Below are 18,220 nucleotides of genomic sequence, written 5' to 3'. Positions count from 1 at the left end.
GGTCCCACTTCAGGGTCCCGCGCCGAGCTCGCGAGGCGTGGGGGGAAGCGGGGTCCCTCTTCAGGCGTGCGCGGCGTCGAGCTGCCGCAGCTCCTTCTTCAGCTCGGCGAGCTCGTCGCGCAGCCGGGCGGCGACCTCGAACTGCAGTTCGCGGGCGGCGGCCAGCATCTGGTCGTTCACCTGGGCGATGAGGTCGGCCAGCTCGTTGCGCGGCAGGCCCTGGACGTCGATCGACCCCGCCTTGGCCTTGCCCTTCTTCGAGGACAGGCCCGGCACCGGCGACTTGCCGCGGGACTGCTGCCGGCCGGAGCCGCCGATGAGCTCGGCAGCCTCCGCGTCCTCGGCCTCGCGGTAGATGCCGTCGAGGATGTCGACGATCTTCTTCCGCAGCGGCTGGGGGTCGATGCCCCGCTCGGTGTTGTAGGCGATCTGCTTCTCCCGCCGGCGGTTGGTCTCGTCGATCGCGTGCGCCATGGACGGGGTGATCGAGTCCGCGTACATGTGCACCTGCCCCGAGACGTTGCGGGCGGCGCGGCCGATGGTCTGGATGAGCGAGGTGCCCGACCGGAGGAAGCCCTCCTTGTCGGCGTCCAGGATCGCCACCAGCGACACCTCGGGCAGGTCGAGGCCCTCGCGCAGCAGGTTGATGCCGACCAGGACGTCGTACTCACCCTGCCGCAGCTCGCGCAGCAGCTCCACCCGGCGCAGGGTGTCGACCTCGGAGTGCAGGTACCGGACCTTGATGCCGAGCTCGAGCAGGTAGTCGGTGAGGTCCTCGGCCATCTTCTTGGTCAGCGTGGTGACCAGCACCCGCTCGTCGCGCTCGGTGCGCAGGCGGATCTCGTGCACCAGGTCGTCGATCTGGCCCTTGGTCGGCTTGATGACCACCTCGGGGTCGACCAGCCCGGTCGGCCGGATGACCTGCTCGACGAACTCGCCCTGGGTGCGGCCGAGCTCGTAGGGCCCCGGCGTGGCCGACAGGTAGACGGTCTGGCCGATCCGGTCGGTGAACTCCTCCCACTTCAGCGGGCGGTTGTCCATCGCCGAGGGGAGCCGGAAGCCGTGCTCGACCAGCGTGCGCTTGCGGCTCATGTCGCCCTCGTACATGCCGCCGATCTGCGGCACGGTCACGTGCGACTCGTCGATGACCAGCAGGAAGTCGTCGGGGAAGTAGTCGATGAGACAGGCGCCGGCGCTGCCGGGGGCGCGGCCGTCGATGTGCCGCGAGTAGTTCTCGATGCCGGAGCAGAAGCCGACCTGGCGCATCATCTCGATGTCGTAGGTGGTGCGCATGCGCAGCCGCTGCGCCTCCAGCAGCTTGCCCTGCCGCTCCAGCTCCGCCAGCCGCTGCTCGAGCTCGGCCTCGATCGAGGCGATCGCCCGCTCCATGCGGTCGGGGCCGGCCACGTAGTGGGTGGCCGGGAAGACGAACAGCTCCTGGACCTCGCGCACCACCTCGCCGGTCAGCGGGTGCAGGTAGTACAGCCGCTCCACCTCGTCGCCGAACATCTCGATGCGGACGGCGAGCTCCTCGTACACCGGGAAGACCTCGATGGTGTCGCCGCGCACCCGGAACGTGCCGCGGGTGAAGCTGAGGTCGTTGCGGGTGTACTGCTCGGTGACCAGCGTGCGCAGCAGCTCGTCGCGGTCGCGCTCCTCCCCCACCGAGATCTTCAGCGCGCGGTCGACGTACTCCTCGGGCGTGCCCAGGCCGTAGATGCACGAGACGGTGGCGACCACGACGACGTCGCGCCGGGTGAGCAGCGCCTGCGTGGCCGAGTGCCGCAGCCGCTCGACCTCCTCGTTGATCGAGGAGTCCTTCTCGATGTAGGTGTCGGTCTGCGGGACGTACGCCTCGGGCTGGTAGTAGTCGTAGTACGAGACGAAGTACTCGACGGCGTTGTCGGGCAGCAGCTCCCGGAACTCGTTGGCCAGCTGCGCGGCCAGCGTCTTGTTCGGCGCCATCACCAGCGTGGGCCGCTGCACCTGCTCGATCAACCAGGCCGTGGTGGCCGACTTGCCCGTGCCGGTGGCGCCGAGGAGGACGACGTCCTGCTCTCCGGCGTTCACCTTCTGGGCGAGCGCCTTGATGGCGGCCGGCTGGTCGCCCGAGGGCTGGAACTCGCTGACGACGCGGAAGCGCCCCTGGGTGGGACGGAGGTCGGTGGCTGCGCGCACGCCGACGACGGTACGACGGGGGTGTGACAGGACGGGGCCGCTGCGACGGCGGAGGACTCCTGGGGCTGCCGGGTCCGACCGGGTGGCCGACGGTGCTTGCCCTGGGGTACGGCCGCCCCTAGCGTCCCCGTTCGCAGGAGCGGTCAGCGTCGAGGACCAGCGCCACCCGAGGCCACTGCCCGGGCGAGGTCGGACCCCGGCGTCGCTGCCCCGGCCGGACCTGCGCACGACGGCCCCCGTGGGATCCCCCGCGGGGGCCGTCGTCGTCCCGGGGTGGCGGTGAGCGATATCTCCACCCCCGCCGGCAACCGGAGGGTTGGGCGGCCTCGGGGCAGGGCAACGGGGACGGCGGAGCAGCACGCACCGACCTCCCCGCCGACGCCCCGCGGCCGGGAGGCCACCGGCCCCCGTCCCCGGGGACCCACGCAGGAGGACCTCGTTGATGAACCAGGTGTGGCCCGGCACCGCCTACCCCCTCGGCGCCACGTTCGACGGCACCGGCACCAACTTCGCGATCTTCAGCGAGGTGGCCGAGAAGGTCGAGCTGTGCCTGTTCGACGACGCCGGCACCGAGACCCGCATCCGGTTGCCGGAGATGGACGGATACGTCTGGCACGCCTTCCTGCCCGGCATCCAGCCCGGGCAGCGCTACGGCTACCGGATCCACGGGCCGTACGACCCGTCGCAGGGGCTGCGCTGCAACCCCAACAAGCTGCTGCTGGACCCGTACGCCAAGGCCATCGACGGCCAGGTGGACTGGGACCCGTCGGTGTTCGGCTACGACTTCGACAGCGGTGAGCGCAACGACGAGGACTCGGCGGTGCACATGCCGAAGTCCGTCGTCGTCAACCCGTACTTCGACTGGGGCGTGGACCGGCCGCCGAAGACGCCGTACCACAAGACCGTCATCTACGAGGCCCACGTCAAGGGCCTGACGATGACCCACCCGGACGTGCCCGAGGAGCTGCGCGGCACCTACGCCGGCATCGCCCACCCGGCCGTCATCGGGCACCTGCAGGGCCTCGGCGTCACGGCGATCGAGCTCATGCCGGTGCACCAGTTCGTGCAGGACGACACCCTCCAGCAGAAGGGCCTGCGCAACTACTGGGGCTACAACACGATCGGCTTCTTCGCGCCGCACAACGAGTACGCCAGCAACACCGACAACGGCATGCAGGTGCAGGAGTTCAAGGGGATGGTCCGGACCCTGCACGAGGCGGGGATCGAGGTCATCCTCGACGTGGTCTACAACCACACGGCCGAGGGCAACCACCTGGGCCCCACGCTGTCGTTCAAGGGGATCGACAACCGGGCCTACTACCGCCTGGTCGAGGACGACCCGCAGTACTACATGGACTACACCGGCACCGGGAACTCGCTCAACGCCCGCACCCCCCAGGCGCTGCAGCTGATCATGGACTCGCTGCGCTACTGGGTCACCGAGATGCACGTCGACGGGTTCCGGTTCGACCTCGCCTCGACGCTGGCCCGCGAGCTGCACGCCGTCGACCGCCTGTCGGCCTTCTTCGACCTGGTGCACCAGGACCCGGTGGTCAGCCAGGTGAAGCTGATCGCGGAGCCGTGGGACGTCGGCGAGGGCGGCTACCAGGTCGGCAACTTCCCCGCCCTGTGGACCGAGTGGAACGGCAAGTACCGCGACACCGTCCGCGACTTCTGGCGCGGGGAGCCGGCGACCATCGGGGAGTTCGCCAGCCGGATCACCGGGTCCTCGGACCTCTACCAGCACTCCGGCCGCCGCCCGGTGGCCAGCATCAACTTCGTCACCGCCCACGACGGGTTCACCCTCAACGACCTGGTCTCGTACAACGAGAAGCACAACGAGGCCAACGGCGAGGGCAACAACGACGGCGAGAGCCACAACCGCAGCTGGAACTGCGGGGTCGAGGGCCCGACCGTCGACAAGAAGGTGCTCGCCCTCCGGGCCCGGCAGCGGCGCAACTTCATCGCCACGCTGATGCTCAGCCAGGGCGTGCCGATGCTGCTGCACGGCGACGAGCTCGGCCGCACGCAGGAGGGCAACAACAACGGCTACTGCCAGGACTCGCCGCTGACCTGGATCCACTGGGACGACGTGGACGAGGGCCTGCTGGAGTTCACCAAGCTGGCGACCCGCATCCGCACCGAGCACCCGACGTTCCGCCGCCGCCGGTTCTTCCACGGCCGGCCGGTGCGCCGGGAGGCGGGGGCCCCGGTGCAGGACGTCGCCTGGCTGACCCCTGCCGGCGACCTCATGACCGAGGACGACTGGGACGCCGGCTTCAGCAAGTCGATCGCCATGTACCTCAACGGGCACGGCATCCGGGAGACCGACGAGCGCGGCGAGGACGTCGTCGACGACCACTTCTACCTGGCCTTCAACGCCTCGCACGAGCCGATGGACTTCTGCCTGCCGTCGGAGGAGTACGCGCAGTCCTGGACCGTCCGCCTCGACACCGCCGAGCTGGGCGACGTCGAGCCGCGCGAGCTCAAGCCGGGCGAGACGATCACCGTGCAGGACCGGTCCATGGTCGTGCTCAGCGCGGCGCGGCGGGCGTGACCGTGGGCGAGCCGACCCCGGGGGGCGAGCCGCTGAGCGAGGAGCGCCGCCGAGACGTGCCGACGGCGACCTACCGGCTGCAGGTCACCGCCGACTTCCCGCTCGACGACGCCGCGGCGGTGGCGGACTACCTGGCCGACCTCGGGGTGAGCCACGCCTACTCGTCGCCGCTGCTGCGGGCGGCCGCGGGCAGCACCCACGGCTACGACACGGTCGACCACGCCCACGTCGACGAGTCGCGCGGCGGTCGGGAGGGGTTCGACCGGCTGGTCGCCGCCCTGCACGAGCGCGGCCTGGGCCTGGTGCTGGACCTGGTGCCCAACCACATGGGCGTGGCCGACCCGGCGGAGGCCCCCTGGTGGTGGGACGTGCTGCGGCACGGCCGGGACAGCGCGCACGCCGCGGCGTTCGACATCGACTGGGACTTCGGCGGCGGGAAGGTGCGGATCCCGGTCCTGGGGTCTGCGGACGACGTCGAGAAGCTCGAGGTCGTCGACACCCCCGACGGCCCGGAGCTGCGGTACTACGACAACCGCTTCCCGGTCGCCCCCGGGACCGGCGAGGGCACCCCGCAGGAGGTGCACGCCCGCCAGCACTACGAGCTGGTCGACTGGCGGCGGGCCGACACCGACCTCAACTACCGGCGGTTCTTCGCGATCAACACCCTCGCCGGCCTGCGCGCCGAGGACCCGGCGGTCTTCGAGGCCACCCACCGGCTGGTCCTGGAGCTGGTGGACGCCGGTGCGGTCGACGGCCTGCGGATCGACCACCCGGACGGGCTGGCCGACCCCAAGGGCTACCTGGACCGGCTGGCCGAGGCGTCCGGCAACCGGTGGACGGTGGTCGAGAAGATCCTCGAGCCCGGCGAGGACCTGCCGGAGAACTGGGCGACCGCGGGGACGACCGGCTACGACGCCCTCGCCGAGGTCGACGACGTGCTGGTGGACCCGGCCGGCGAGGCGGCGCTGACCGCGCTGGACACCGAGCTGTCGGGCCGGGCGGTCGACTACGGCGAGCTGGTGCACGACTGCAAGCGCGAGGTCACCGACGGGATGCTCGGCTCGGAGGTGGCCCGCCTGGTGCGGGTGATCGGCGAGCTGCCCGGCATCTCGCGGGAGCAGCAGACCGAGACCCTCGCCGAGCTGCTGGCGAGCTTCCCGGTCTACCGCACCTACCTGCCCGACGGCCGGGAGCACCTGGCCGCGACGGTGACCGCGGTCCGGGAGCGCCGTCCCGACCTGGCCGGTGCGGTCGACGCGCTGTACCCGGTGCTGGCGCAGGCCGGCACCGAGGCGGCCACCCGCTTCGAGCAGACCAGCGGCCCGGTCATGGCCAAGGGCGTGGAGGACAGCGCGTACTACCGCTGGGCCCGGTTCGTCGCGCTCAACGAGGTGGGCGGCGACCCGGCCCGCTTCGGCAGCACGGTCGCGGAGTTCCACGAGGCGCAGCGCCGGCGGCTGGAGCGCAAGCCGGCGTCGATGACGACCCTGTCGACGCACGACACCAAGCGCAGCGAGGACGTGCGGGCGCGGCTGGCGGTGCTCGCCGAGCTCCCCACCGAGTGGGCGCGGCTGGTGCGCCGGCTGCTCGACCTGCACCCGCTCGCCGACCGGCCGATGGCGCACCTGGTGTGGCAGAACCTGGTCGGCGCGTGGCCGTTGTCCCGGGAGCGGGCGCACGCCTACGCGGAGAAGGCGGCGCGCGAGGCCGGGACGTCGACGACCTGGACCGATCCGGACGAGCAGTTCGAGGCGCAGCTGCACGCGCTGGTCGACGCCGCGTACGACGACCGGGCGACGCAGGCCGAGATCGAGGAGGTCGTCGCGCGCATCGCGCCGCTCGGCCGGTCGAACTCGCTGTCGCAGAAGCTCCTGCAGCTGTCCATGCCCGGTGTCCCGGACGTCTACCAGGGCACCGAGCTGTGGGACCTCTCCCTGGTCGACCCGGACAACCGCCGTCCGGTCGACTACGACCTGCGCCGCCGGCTGCTGGCCCGGCTCGACGAGGGCTGGGTGCCGCCGGTCGAGGAGGAGGGCGCGGCGAAGCTGCTCGTGGTCTCCCGGACGCTGCGCGCCCGCCGCGAGCACCCGGAGTGGTTCGCCGGGTACGAGCCGGTCGAGGTCACCGGGTCCGCCGCCGAGCACGTCGTCGCATTCGACCGGGGGTCCGGGGAGCAGGACGGGGTGGTGGCCGTCGCGACCCGGCTCCCCGCCGGGCTGGCCGCCGCCGGCGGCTGGGGCGACACCGCGCTGCAGCTGCCGAACGGCGCCTGGCGGGACCTGCTCACCGGCGGCCGGCACGTCTCGGACGCGGCCGGGCTGCCGGTCGGCGCGGCGCTGGAGCGGCTGCCGGTCGCGCTCCTCGTCCGGGACTGAAGAAGGACCCCTCTGCCCCCCCGTCACTCGCAGGCTCGTGGCGGGACCCTGCAGAGGGGCCATGGAGGGTGGCCGCTCCGGCGCGTCACCAGGCTCGTGGCGGGACCCTGCAGAGGGGCCTAGAACGACGTCACGGGACTCACGACGGAGAGTCGTCGGCCGGGGGCGGTGCGCCGCCCCCGGCCCGGCCTGTCGCGCCACGCCGGGGCGGCACGCCGGTGCCCGCGCGCGGACCGGGACGTCCGCCCCTAGCGTCCCGCGCGTGCTCCGGCTGTCCGGCCGGGCACGGCGCCGTCCCGCCCAACCCCGTCCGGCGGCGTCCGCCTCTGCACCAACCGTGGACGGGGGTGGGGGACCCACCTACGGCGCTGCGCGCGCCTGGGGGTGAAGCCGCGTTCCGCGGCCGGGCACCGATCGCCCGAACCCGACAGCTAACCCCGCCGGCGGTCGATCGGAGGACCTCCATGCCCCAGCACGACCGATCCCGCACGCCCTCTCGCGCCCTGCGCCGCGGCGCCGTCGTCCTCGCCGGCGCGGCCGCCGTCTCCGCCCTCGCCCTCCCCGGATCCGCCTCGGCCGCGGAGCACAACTGGGACGGCGTCGCGCAGTGCGAGTCCAGCGGGAACTGGCACATCAACACCGGCAACGGCTACTACGGCGGGCTGCAGTTCAGCGCGAGCACCTGGGCGGCCTACGGCGGCCGGGAGTTCGCGTCCAACGCCCACCTGGCCAGCAAGGCGCAGCAGATCGTGGTCGCCGAGCGCACCCTCGACGGGCAGGGCATCGGCGCCTGGCCGAACTGCGGGCGGTACCTGACCGGCGGCTCGTCGGCGCAGGCGGCCGCACCGGCGCAGGCGGCGGCACCGGAGCGGGCGTCGCGCGCCGACCGGGCGGCGTCCGGGAGCTACGTCGTCCAGGCCGGGGACACGCTCGGCACCATCGCCGCCCGGCACGGCATGGGCTGGCGCGAGCTGTACGCGCAGAACCGCGACCGGGTGGCCGACCCCGACGTGATCCGCGTGGGCCAGTCGCTGGTCGTCTGAGCCCGCCGTCCGCGCGCAGGTCACGGGGGGCCGGGCCGGCCCCCCGTGACCTGGCCGGCGCCGCGCAGCGGCAGCGGTCGTCGAGCCGTGGCCGCGCCCCGGGCGACGCCGACCGCCAGCGGCCAGTCCGGGTCGGCCCAGTAGCGGCTGTGTGCGTACAGCGGCGGCTCCGGCGCGGACTGGTTGGTCGGGTCCGAGGCCACCGGGTCGAGCAGGCGCCATTCGCCGCCGCAGACCCGGCGCAGGGTGCGGGGATCGCGCCAGTCGTCCTCCGGACCCTCGTCCCAGAGCCGACGTGACCGCAGCGGTCCGGTCTCCGGCGTCCGCTCCCAGCTCCGGACCGGCCCGGCGACCGGGTCGGTCTCGCGGAACAGGCTCACCCAGCGCTCCCCCCAGGTGTCGCTCAGCCAGCGGAGCACGTCCGGGCCGACGTGCGCGGGGAACGCGCGGCAGAACTGCATGCGCAACTGGGAGCCGAAGGTCACCAACCCGACCCTCGGGTAGAGCTCGGGTGCGATCGAGCGCAGCGCGGCCAGGCCGATCAGGCTCCCCTGGCTGTGCGCGGCCACGACCACCTGCTCGGCGTCCCCCTCCGCGGACAGCAGCCACTCGATGCGGTCGACCAGCGCCGGGACCGCCACCTGGGAGTACGCCGCGGGTACGAACGGGTGCGCTGCCCGGGGCCAGAACGCGATCACGTCCCAGACGACGTTGACCCTGCGCCGCCACTGCGCGCCCTCCGGCGCCGACCCGAACGCGCGGGACCCCATGACGGCGACCGCGACGGCGAACAGGAACAGGACACCGGAGCCGAGGCCGACCAGCCCCCGCGCCCAGGGCCCGTCAGTGGTGACCGCGCTGGCCCAGCCCCACGGTGGAGGCAGGTCCCCGGGAGCGCACGCGGCACGGTCGCACCCGCCCCGCACCTGCTCGGCGACGGCGGCGAGCGACAGGGCCCACGCGACGACGGCCGCGACGACGAACGCCGGCGCGAGGGCGTTCTTCACCCGGGCGGCGGACACCGCGCGTGCCACCCGGTCGAGCCCGGCGTCCGACAGGCGCGGGCGGTCGGCGCCGTCGGGGGTGTACATGGCCACCACGACGTCGCGGCGTCGCCGGGCGGCGGGGGTGCGGCGCGACCACGCGAGGACGCCGACGACGGCCAGGAGCGCCACCGCCACGCCCCAGCCGTAGGCGATCCGCTGCAGGTACGTCGGGACCTCCACGCCCGCCGCCAGCACCGCGTTCAGGGCGACCTGCGCCAGGTACGCCGTCCCGGCGGCCAGGCCGATGGCGAGGAAGGAGCCCACGGTCGCGGCCAGCCCGCCGGCCCAGCCGCCGGCCAGTCGCCGCAGCCGGGCCGGGGTCGCCGGGTCCTCGGGCGTCAAGGCGGCCAGGACCAGCACGGTGCCGGCGAGGCAGGCCAGGGCGAGCAGGACGGCGGCGGAGAGGCCCGCGGTCGTTCCGTCCGCCCAGGGCAGGGACCGGCCGGACGCGGCCGACGTCGGGCCGGACCGCCAGACGGTGCCCCCGCCGGCCACGAGGAGCAGGCCCGAGGCGGCCAGCACCAGCAGGCTCAGCCAGCGGGCGACGCGTCCCCACGCACTGCCGGCGACGTCCAGCTCCGTGCGGCTGGCGCCCGGCGCGTCACCGAGCAACGCGACCAGTGCCACGGCGACGGCCAGCACGCCGGTCGACCACCGCGCCCACCCCACCTCCCCCGCCGCCGCGAACCCGAAGCAGGCCAGGAGCGCGAGGGAGGCGGCCACGTGCAGCCGCCGCAGGACCGGGGCGTCGGGGTCGCCGCGGAAGAAGTCCGGCGAGGAGAACCCCGGTCGCGGCCCGCGGGTGCGCTGGTGCCGGCCCGGGTCGGCGAACGGGCTGTCCGGCGCCGCAGGCCCGGCACGGTCGGTGCCCAGACGGGAGAGCACGAGGACCACGACGGCGGTTCCGGCGAGGCCGAGGACGACCGGCTCGGGGCGCCCGCCCCCGAGCGGGAGATCGGCCCGCTGCCCCAGCGCCTGCCAGGCCAGGAGGTCGACGACGCCGATGACCACCGACAGGACGAACACGAGGGTCAGCAGGAGGCCCAGGACCCGCAGGACACCGCCCACCAGCGCCCGGGCGATCCGCCCGGCCCGACCCTGCGCCGCCGGGAGCATGAACTGCGCCGCGTTGACGATGCCGAACGGGACGAGCAGCAGCCAGAGCGCCCGCCAGCGGGAACCCGAGGTCAGGCGCCCCCAGTGGAAGGCCTCGAGCACCCGCCCGTCGTCCTCGGGTGGCAGCGGGGTGTGGTCGGGCCCGGTCCGGCGCACGTGCGCCACGGAGCCGTCGCCTCCGGTGGCCGCGACGTGGTCGGTCTCGAGCATCTCGCTCTCCGGCGTCCCACTGACGCCGTGCACGCGCAGCTCCACCCACGTCGCCATGGCGGTCCCCCAGCCCGGCGCACCGGTGGACGTTCCGCGGTTGACCGCCGGGTTGGCGGGAATGCTGGACCTGCCTCCCCACGAGGGGAAGGCAGATCCGTGCGCTCCCGGAGGTCCCCGTATGTCTGCACCCGTCGAGTTCTCCGTCTGGGCACCGGTGCCGAAGCGGGTCCGGCTCCAGGTCGACGGCACGGTGCACGAGATGCGCCGGGACGACGGCGGCTGGTGGCGCGCCGAGGTCGAGGCCGGGCCGGAGGCCGACTACGGGTTCCTGCTCGACGACGACGAGAAGGTCTACCCGGACCCGCGCTCGCGGCGTCAGCCCCAGGGCGTGCACGGGCCCTCCCGCCGGTTCGACCCGTCGGCCTACCGGTGGGTCGACTCGGCCTGGACCGGGCGGCCCCTGGCCGGCGGCGTCGTCTACGAGCTGCACGTCGGCACGTTCACGCCGGAGGGCACGCTCGACGCCGCGATCGCCCGGCTGGACCACCTGGTGGAGCTCGGCGTCGACTTCGTCGAGCTGCTGCCGGTCAACGGCTTCAACGGCACCCACAACTGGGGCTACGACGGCGTCCTCTGGTACACGGTGCAGGAGGAGTACGGCGGCCCGGCCGCCTACCAGCGCTTCGTCGACGCCTGCCACCAGCGGGGCCTCGCGGTGATCCAGGACGTCGTCTACAACCACCTCGGGCCGTCGGGGAACTACCTGCCGCTGTTCATGCCGATCTTCAGCGAGGGCGCGAACACGTGGGGCAACTCGATCAACCTGTCGGGGCCGGACTCCGACGAGGTGCGGCGCTACGTCATCGACAACGCGCTGATGTGGCTGCGCGACATGCACGTCGACGGGCTGCGGCTGGACGCCGTCCACGCGCTGGTCGACGAGCGGGCCACCCACGTGCTCGAGGAGATGGCGCAGGAGGTCGACCGGCTCTCGGTCGCCGAGGGCCGGCCGCTGACGCTGATCGCCGAGAGCGACCTCAACGACCCCCGCCTGGTCACCCCGCGGGTCGCCGGCGGCATGGGGCTGACCGCGCAGTGGAGCGACGACTTCCACCACGCGCTGCACGCGACGCTGACCGGCGAGGGGCAGGGCTACTACGCCGACTTCGCCGCCGCGGGGGTGGCCGGCCTGGCCAAGACGCTGACCGGCGCCTACTTCCACGACGGCGCGTGGTCCAGCTTCCGCCGGCGGCACCACGGCCGGCCGGTCGACACCGCGCTGCTGCCCGGCTGGAAGTTCCTCGGCTACCTGCAGGACCACGACCAGATCGGCAACCGGGCCGTCGGTGACCGCATCTCGGCGTCCCTCTCCCCCGGGCTGCTCGCCGTCGGGGCCACCATCGTGCTCACCAGCCCGTTCACCCCGATGCTGTTCATGGGCGAGGAGTGGGGCGCCGGCACCCCGTGGCAGTTCTTCACCAGCCACCCGGAACCGGAGCTGGGCAAGGCCACGGCGGAGGGCCGGATCGGGGAGTTCGCCGAGCACGGGTGGGACGCCGAGGTCGTGCCCGACCCGCAGGACCCGGAGACGTTCACCCGCTCCACGCTCGACTGGTCCGAGCCGGAGCGGGAGCCGCACGCCCGTCTGCTCGCCGTCCACCGGGCCCTGCTGGCGCTGCGCCGCGCCCACCCGGACCTCGTCGACCCCGACCTGTCGCGGGTCGAGGTCAGCTGGGACGACGCCGACCGCTGGCTGGTCCTGCACCGCGGCTCCCTGCGCATCGCCGCCAACCTCGCCGGCGAGCCCCGCGAGATCACCCTCGACCGCCCCGCGGTCGACGTCCTCTTCGCCACCGGTGAGGTCCCCCACCTGGACGGTGCGACGGTGACGCTGCCGCCGGAGAGCGCGGCCGTGCTCACCACCGCCTGACGTGCGCCGGCTGGTCCCGGGGCCGGCGGAGGACCTGGACGACGCCGCCCTGGCCGAGGCCTACCGGCTGCCGGCCGGGCGGTCGCTGCGGGTGGACTTCGTGGCCTCGCTGGACGGCGCGATCACCGTCGGCGGGCGCAGCGCGGGGCTGGGCTCGCCCGGCGACAAGCGGGTGTTCCGGACGCTGCGGGCCCTGGCCGACGTGGTGCTGGTCGGGGCCGGGACGGCCGCGACCGAGGGCTACCGGCCGGTCGCCGCGGACCCCGCGGTCACGGCGTTGCGGACCGCGCTCGGGCGGTCCACGTCCGCGCCGATCGCGGTGGTCTCGCGGCGGGCGTCGCTGGCCCCGGGCGACCGGCTGGCGGTGCCGTCCACGCTGCTGGTCACCTGCGCGGCCGCCGATCCCGGCCGCCGCGCCGCGCTGGCCGACGCCGGGGTGACCGTGCTGGTCTGCGGGGAGGACGACGTGGACCTGCCGCTGGCGCTCGACGAGCTGGCCGGGCGCGGGCTGGAGCAGGTGGTGTGCGAGGGCGGCCCGGCGCTGCTGTCCTCCGCGCTGGCCGCGGGGGTGGTCGACGAGCTGGACCTCACCGTGGCCCCGGCCCTCGTGGGCGCCGGCGAGCCGCACCTGCTGCCCGGCCCGCTCCCCGACGCCGTCCGGCTGGAGCTGCGGCAGGTCCTCGAGGAGGACGGCGTCCTGTTCACCCGGTACGGGGTGACCCCTCAGCCCACGAGCCGCACCACGTCCCCGTAGCCGAGGAGTCGCTCGTCGGCGGTCAGGAGGACGGCACCCTCGGCGACGGCCTGGGCGACGAGCAGCCGGTCGAAGGGGTCCCGGTGCACGTCGGGCAGCGTCTCGACCGCCGCGGCGTGGTCCGCCGTGACCGGCAGGTGGTCGAGCGCCAACTCGGTCGTGGCGCGGCGGGACCACGTCCGGACGTCGGACCCGAGCGAGAGCTCGCGCAGGTGCCGCTTGATCGCCAGCTCCCAGATGCTCACGGCCGACACCAGCCGACGGTCGGCGTCCGCGAGAGGCGCTCCGCCGGCCCGAGCCTCTCGGGGGTCGTCGCGGCCCACACGAGCACGAGGGTGTCGAGGAGGACCCTCACCCGTCGCCCTCGAACGCCCGCTGCAGGTCGTCTACTCGCGGCGCAGGGTGCCGCTCCTGCTTCGATCCGACCCGGGCGCGACGCCGCCCGGGCAGCGGACACCCCCGAGCTCGGGACTTCCGACCTCGGCCCGGCCTCCTCCGCTCTCCTAGCGTCGCCGCAACCGGACCACGCCGGTCCGGTTCCGCGACCGGGAGGAACGACATGGGCAAGGCAGTGGTGAGCCTCAGCACCGGCCTCGAGGACCCCGAGAAGGTCACCGTGGCCCTGCTGATGGCGGTGGGTGCGGCGGAGTCGGGTCGCCCGACGGTGGTGTTCCTCGCGAAGGAGGCCGTGCGGCTCGCGATCGACGGCATCGCCACGGGCACCGCCTGCGAGGGGTGTCCCCCACTGCCGAGCCTGGTCGAGCGCTACGCCGCCGCGGGCGGGCGGTGGTTCGTCTGCCCCATCTGCTTCAACGCGAAGGGGCTGGACCAGGGCGCGCTCATCAAGGGCGCCGAGCTCGCCGGGACCGTGCCGCTGTGGGAGTGGATCGGCGACGAGGGGGCCACCACCTTCAGCTACTGACGCGACCGGCCGCCGTCCGGTACCCGTCCGGGTCGTCCTCGGCCCGGTCGGCTGCCGGCGTGGGCTCCGGCTGCTTGACTGCGCGCATGGAGCTGCCCGTTCTGCCACCCGTCAAGCCGATGCTGGCCAAGGCCGTGACGAAGGTGCCCACCGCCGAGGGCATGTACTACGAGCCCAAGTGGGACGGCTTCCGCTGTATCGTCTTCCGTGACGGCGACGAGGTGGAGCTGGGCAGCCGCAACGAGCGCCCGCTGACCCGGTACTTCCCGGAGGTCGTGGCCGCGGTGAAGGCCGCGCTGCCGGACAGGTGCGTGGTGGACGGCGAGATCATCGTGCCGCAGGGCGACCGGCTGCACTTCGAGGCGCTGCTGCAGCGGATCCACCCCGCGAAGTCGCGGGTGGACCTGCTCGCCGAGCAGACCCCGGCGTCCTTCGTCGCCTTCGACCTGCTCGCGGTCGGCGACGAGTCGCTGATGGAGACCCCCTTCGCCGAGCGCCAGGCGCGGCTGCGCGAGGTGATCGGCGCCGGCACCGAGTCGGTGCACGTCACCGCGATCACCCAGGACGCCGCCACCGCCCAGCGCTGGTTCCAGGAGTTCGAGGGCGCCGGGCTGGACGGCGTCGTCGCCAAGCCGGGCGACCTGCCCTACGGCCCCGACCAGCGGCTGATGACCAAGGTCAAGCACGTGCGGACCGCCGACTGCGTCGTGGCCGGCTTCCGGTGGCACAAGAGCGGGCCGATCGTCGGCTCCCTGCTGCTGGGTCTGTACGACGACGCCGGCACCCTGCAGTCCATCGGCGTGGCGGCGTCCTTCCCCATGGCCCGGCGGGCGGAGCTGGTCGAGGAGCTGGCGCCCTACCGCGCCGACGCCCTCGAGGGGCACCCCTGGCAGGACTGGGCCAACGCCGACACGGGCAACGGCAACGGGAACGGGGACCGGATGCCCGGGGCGCAGAGCCGGTGGAACGCCGGCAAGGACCTCTCCTGGGTGCCGCTGCGCCCGGAGCTCGTCGTCGAGATCAAGTACGACCAGCTGGAGGGTCGCCGGCTGCGGCACACCGGGCAGTTCCTGCGCTGGCGGCACGACCGGGAGCCGCGCAGCTGCACCTACGAGCAGCTGGAGGTGCCGGTGCGCTACGACCTCGCCGAGGTCCTCGCCGGCTGACGGCGCGGGGCGGCCGGTCCCGGCGCCGACGGTGTGCGCGGATCGGCCGGCCAGGGACACCGCCGGCTGACTCCCGGCCGGACGGTGTGCGCGGACCGGCGGGTTCCCGAGGGTGACCTGCCGATCGGCGCACAGCGTGCCGCCCAGGGCGGGGAGGCGGGTGTCGTCCAAGGCACATCGCCGTCCGACGGCCGTCTCTGCGGGCTCGCCGGAAGGCCCATAGGCTCGTGATCATGCGCCTGTCCCACGGCCTGGTCGCCGCCGTCTCCGGAGTGCTCCTGGCCGTCTCCGGCTGCACCTCGTTCTCCGACTCGACGTCCGCGGACCCCTCGCCGTCCCCCACGACCCCGGCCGAGCCGGAGGCGCAGGACATCGCCTGGTCCGACTGCGACGAGCAGATCTCGGGCCTGATCGCCGGCAGCCCCGGCAGCGAACGGGACATCCTGTTCGAGTGCGGCCGCACCGAGGTGCCGATCAGCTACGACGAGCCGCAGGGCGCGACGATGCCGATCTTCCTGGTGCGGGCTCGGCTGGCCGGCCAGACCGACCGGATCGGCTCGCTGGTGATGAACCCCGGCGGCCCGGGCGCGTCCGGCTCCGACGCGGCGATCGGGCGGGCGCTGACCATGCCGGAGGACGTGCTGCGCCGCTTCGACCTCGTCGGCTTCGACCCGCGCGGGGTGGGTCTGTCCACGCCGGTGGAGTGCATCCCCGGCGAGCTGAAGGACCGGATCGTGGCCGCCGAGCCGCGCCCGGTCAGCGACGAGCAGCTCGACTCGGTCTTCACGCTGGCCGAGGAGGCCGCCGCCGGTTGCGAGGAGGAGTACGGCGACGCCCTCGGCACCTTCAACACCGTGGCGACCGCGCGGGACATGGACCTGCTCCGCCAGTCCCTGGGTGACGAGCAGCTGACCTTCCTCGGCTACTCCTACGGCACCACGCTCGGCTCCACCTACGCCGAGCTCTTCCCCGACCGGGTCCGCGCGATGGTCCTGGACGCCGCCGTCGACCCCGACACCGATCCGCGGGCGGACGCCGAGGCGAGCGCGGCCGGCTTCGAGGCGGGGTTCGACGCCTTCGCCGCCAACTGCACCGGGCTGGTCGCCGGGTGCCCCCTCGGCGGGGACCCGCGGCGGTTCGTCACCGACCTGCTGGCCCAGGCCGGGCAGACCCCGATCCCCAGCGCGCGCCAGGGCGAGACCCGGCAGGCCACGCCCGGCGTGGTGATGACCGCGATCCAGGCCGCGCTGTACACGACGAGCGCGTGGCCGCAGCTGGCACAGGGGCTGGCCGCGGCGCAGAAGGGCGACTCCCAGCAGCTGTTCTCGCTGGCCGACTCCTACTACGGCCGGCTCCAGGACGGCACCTACTCCAACCTCATCGACGCCAACCTGGCGATCAACTGCGCCGACAGCGACCCCGACCAGCAGGTGCCCGAGGAGGAGGTCCGCAGGCTCGCCGCCGACTGGGGCCAGCGCTACCCGCTGTTCGGCGCGGGCTCGGCGACCGGCCTCTACACCTGCTCGGTCTGGGACGCCGAGCGCACCCCCGTGCCCGAGCGCGACGCCGAGGGCAGTGCGCCGATCCTCGTGGTGGGCAACTCCGGCGACCCGGTGACGCCGCTGCCCGGCGCCCAGGACATGGCCGAGGACCTCACCTCCGGCGTCCTGCTGACCTGGCAGGGCCAGGGGCACACCTCGTACCCGAAGACCGACTGTGTCACCCAGGCGGTGGATGCGTACCTCATCGACCTGACGGTTCCGCAGGACGGCCTGACGTGCCCGGCCTGAGCCCCCTAGGGTGCGCCGGGTGAAGACGAGCCCCGGGGTGGTGCGGTGATGGCCGCGGCGAAGGACGCCGTCGTCCTGCAGGTGGACGGGCACGAGGTGCGGGTCTCCAACCCGGAGAAGCCGTACTTCGCCGAGCGCGGCATCCGCAAGATCGACGTCGTCGAGTACTTCATCTCCGTGGGCGGCGGCATCCTCCACGCGCTGAGGGACCGGCCGACCACGCTGGAGCGCTGGCCCGGCGGGGTGTTCGAGGGCGCCCGGATCTCCACGCGCGTGGACAACACCGGCGACGCCTTCTACCAGAAGCGGGTCCCCAAGAACGCCCCTGACTGGGTGCCGACCGCGCACATCACCTTCCCCAGCGGCCGCACCGCCGACGAGATCGCCCCCGACTCGGTCGCCGTCGTCGCCTGGTGCGCCAACCTCGGCACGCTGACCTTCCACCCGTGGCCGGTGTCGAAGACCGACGTCGAGTCGCCGGACCAGATCCGCATCGACCTGGACCCGCAGCCGGGCACCGACTTCTCCGACGCGGCGTGGGTGGCGCCGCACGTGCGTGAACTGCTGGCGGAGTTCGGCATGCAGGGGTGGCCGAAGACCTCCGGCGGCCGCGGGGTGCACGTGTACGTGCCGATCCAGCCGCGCTGGACCTTCCCCGAGGTGCGCCGCGCGGTGATCGCGTTCGGCCGCGAGCTGGAGCGCCGCCTGCCCGACCGCGTGACCATGTCGTGGTGGAAGGAGGAGCGCGGCGAGAAGATCTTCATCGACTACAACCAGATGGCCCGGGACCGCACGATCGCCTCGGCCTACTCCATCCGGCCCAAGCCGCACGCCCCGGTGTCGGCCCCCGTGGACTGGGACGAGCTGCCCGACGTCCACCCCACCGACTTCGACGTCCTGACGATGCCGGCCCGCTTCCAGGAGGTCGGCGACAAGCACGCCGGCCTGTCCGACCACGCCTTCGGCATCGAGCCGCTGCTGGAGCTGGCCGAGCGGCAGGCCAAGGACGAGGGGTTGGGCGACCTGCCCTATCCCCCGGACTACCCGAAGATGCCGGGCGAGCCGATGCGGGTGCAGCCCAGCCGCGCCAGGCGTCCTGCCGGCGCGGACGGGTGATCCGGCGCTCGACGCCA

12 protein-coding genes and 1 riboswitch are annotated in these 18,220 nt (G+C 73.7%); of the genes, 9 read left to right on the top strand and 3 right to left on the bottom strand.

Features of this window, described 5'->3' with window-relative positions; genetic code table 11:
- Positions 1-60: 60 nt before the first annotated feature.
- Entirely contained in the window at positions 61-2,178 is a 2,118-nt protein-coding gene (gene uvrB / locus ACI789_RS11835; protein WP_456917233.1) for an excinuclease ABC subunit UvrB, read from the bottom strand.
- Positions 2,179-2,620: 442 nt separating this feature from the next.
- On the opposite strand from uvrB, the gene glgX reads away from it, so the two are divergent.
- The 3 genes from glgX to ACI789_RS11820 all read left to right on the top strand — a co-directional run bounded on the left by glgX (position 2,621) and on the right by ACI789_RS11820 (position 8,153).
- Positions 2,621-4,735 (top strand): glycogen debranching protein GlgX, encoded by a 2,115-nt coding sequence (gene glgX, locus ACI789_RS11830; protein WP_457009188.1) that lies wholly within the window; start codon positions 2,621-2,623, stop codon positions 4,733-4,735.
- Positions 4,736-4,791: 56 nt separating this feature from the next.
- Complete coding sequence (treY, locus tag ACI789_RS11825) at positions 4,792-7,110, top strand: malto-oligosyltrehalose synthase (RefSeq protein ID WP_457009186.1); 2,319 nt, start codon at positions 4,792-4,794, stop codon at positions 7,108-7,110.
- Between the two features lie 319 nt (positions 7,111-7,429).
- Positions 7,430-7,572: riboswitch (cyclic di-AMP (ydaO/yuaA leader) on the top strand.
- 2 nt (positions 7,573-7,574) lie between these two features.
- The gene (locus ACI789_RS11820; RefSeq protein ID WP_457009184.1) at positions 7,575-8,153 is read left to right on the top strand and encodes a transglycosylase family protein; all 579 of its coding nucleotides are present in this window, start codon (positions 7,575-7,577) and stop codon (positions 8,151-8,153) included.
- Positions 8,154-8,173: 20 nt separating this feature from the next.
- Here ACI789_RS11820 and ACI789_RS11815 read toward each other — a convergent pair whose 3' ends face one another.
- Complete coding sequence (locus ACI789_RS11815) at positions 8,174-10,582, bottom strand: hypothetical protein (protein WP_457009182.1); 2,409 nt, start codon at positions 10,580-10,582, stop codon at positions 8,174-8,176.
- 121 nt (positions 10,583-10,703) lie between these two features.
- On the opposite strand from ACI789_RS11815, the gene treZ reads away from it, so the two are divergent.
- A complete protein-coding gene (gene treZ / locus ACI789_RS11810; RefSeq protein ID WP_457009180.1) occupies positions 10,704-12,455 on the top strand; it encodes a malto-oligosyltrehalose trehalohydrolase in 1,752 nt (583 codons plus the stop codon).
- Position 12,456: 1 nt separating this feature from the next.
- Positions 12,457-13,209 carry a dihydrofolate reductase family protein gene (locus ACI789_RS11805; protein ID WP_457009178.1) on the top strand — a complete coding sequence of 251 codons (753 nt, stop codon included), beginning with the start codon at positions 12,457-12,459 and terminating at the stop codon, positions 13,207-13,209.
- Here the strand turns inward: ACI789_RS11805 and ACI789_RS11800 are convergent.
- Positions 13,179-13,532, bottom strand: coding sequence for a type II toxin-antitoxin system VapC family toxin (locus ACI789_RS11800; protein WP_457009176.1), 354 nt, complete (start codon positions 13,530-13,532; stop codon positions 13,179-13,181). The genes ACI789_RS11805 and ACI789_RS11800 overlap by 31 nt on opposite strands.
- 236 nt (positions 13,533-13,768) lie before the next feature.
- On the opposite strand from ACI789_RS11800, the gene ACI789_RS11795 reads away from it, so the two are divergent.
- From ACI789_RS11795 to ACI789_RS11780, 4 genes are all read left to right on the top strand, one after another.
- Positions 13,769-14,131, top strand: coding sequence for a peroxiredoxin (locus ACI789_RS11795; protein WP_457009174.1), 363 nt, complete (start codon positions 13,769-13,771; stop codon positions 14,129-14,131).
- An 86-nt stretch (positions 14,132-14,217) separates the two neighbouring features.
- On the top strand, positions 14,218-15,297 hold the full coding sequence (locus ACI789_RS11790; RefSeq protein ID WP_457009172.1) for an ATP-dependent DNA ligase: 1,080 nt from the start codon (positions 14,218-14,220) through the stop codon (positions 15,295-15,297).
- Positions 15,298-15,530: 233 nt separating this feature from the next.
- Entirely contained in the window at positions 15,531-17,087 is a 1,557-nt protein-coding gene (locus tag ACI789_RS11785; RefSeq protein ID WP_457009170.1) for an alpha/beta hydrolase, read from the top strand.
- 48 nt (positions 17,088-17,135) lie between these two features.
- Positions 17,136-18,203 (top strand): DNA polymerase domain-containing protein, encoded by a 1,068-nt coding sequence (locus ACI789_RS11780; RefSeq protein ID WP_457009168.1) that lies wholly within the window; start codon positions 17,136-17,138, stop codon positions 18,201-18,203.
- Positions 18,204-18,220: the final 17 nt, after the last annotated feature.

It is taken from the genome of Geodermatophilus sp. SYSU D00965 (genome assembly GCF_054050075.1).
The sequence above is the reverse complement of the archived record's forward strand: the minus strand, read 5'-3'. Positions and strand labels throughout refer to the sequence as shown.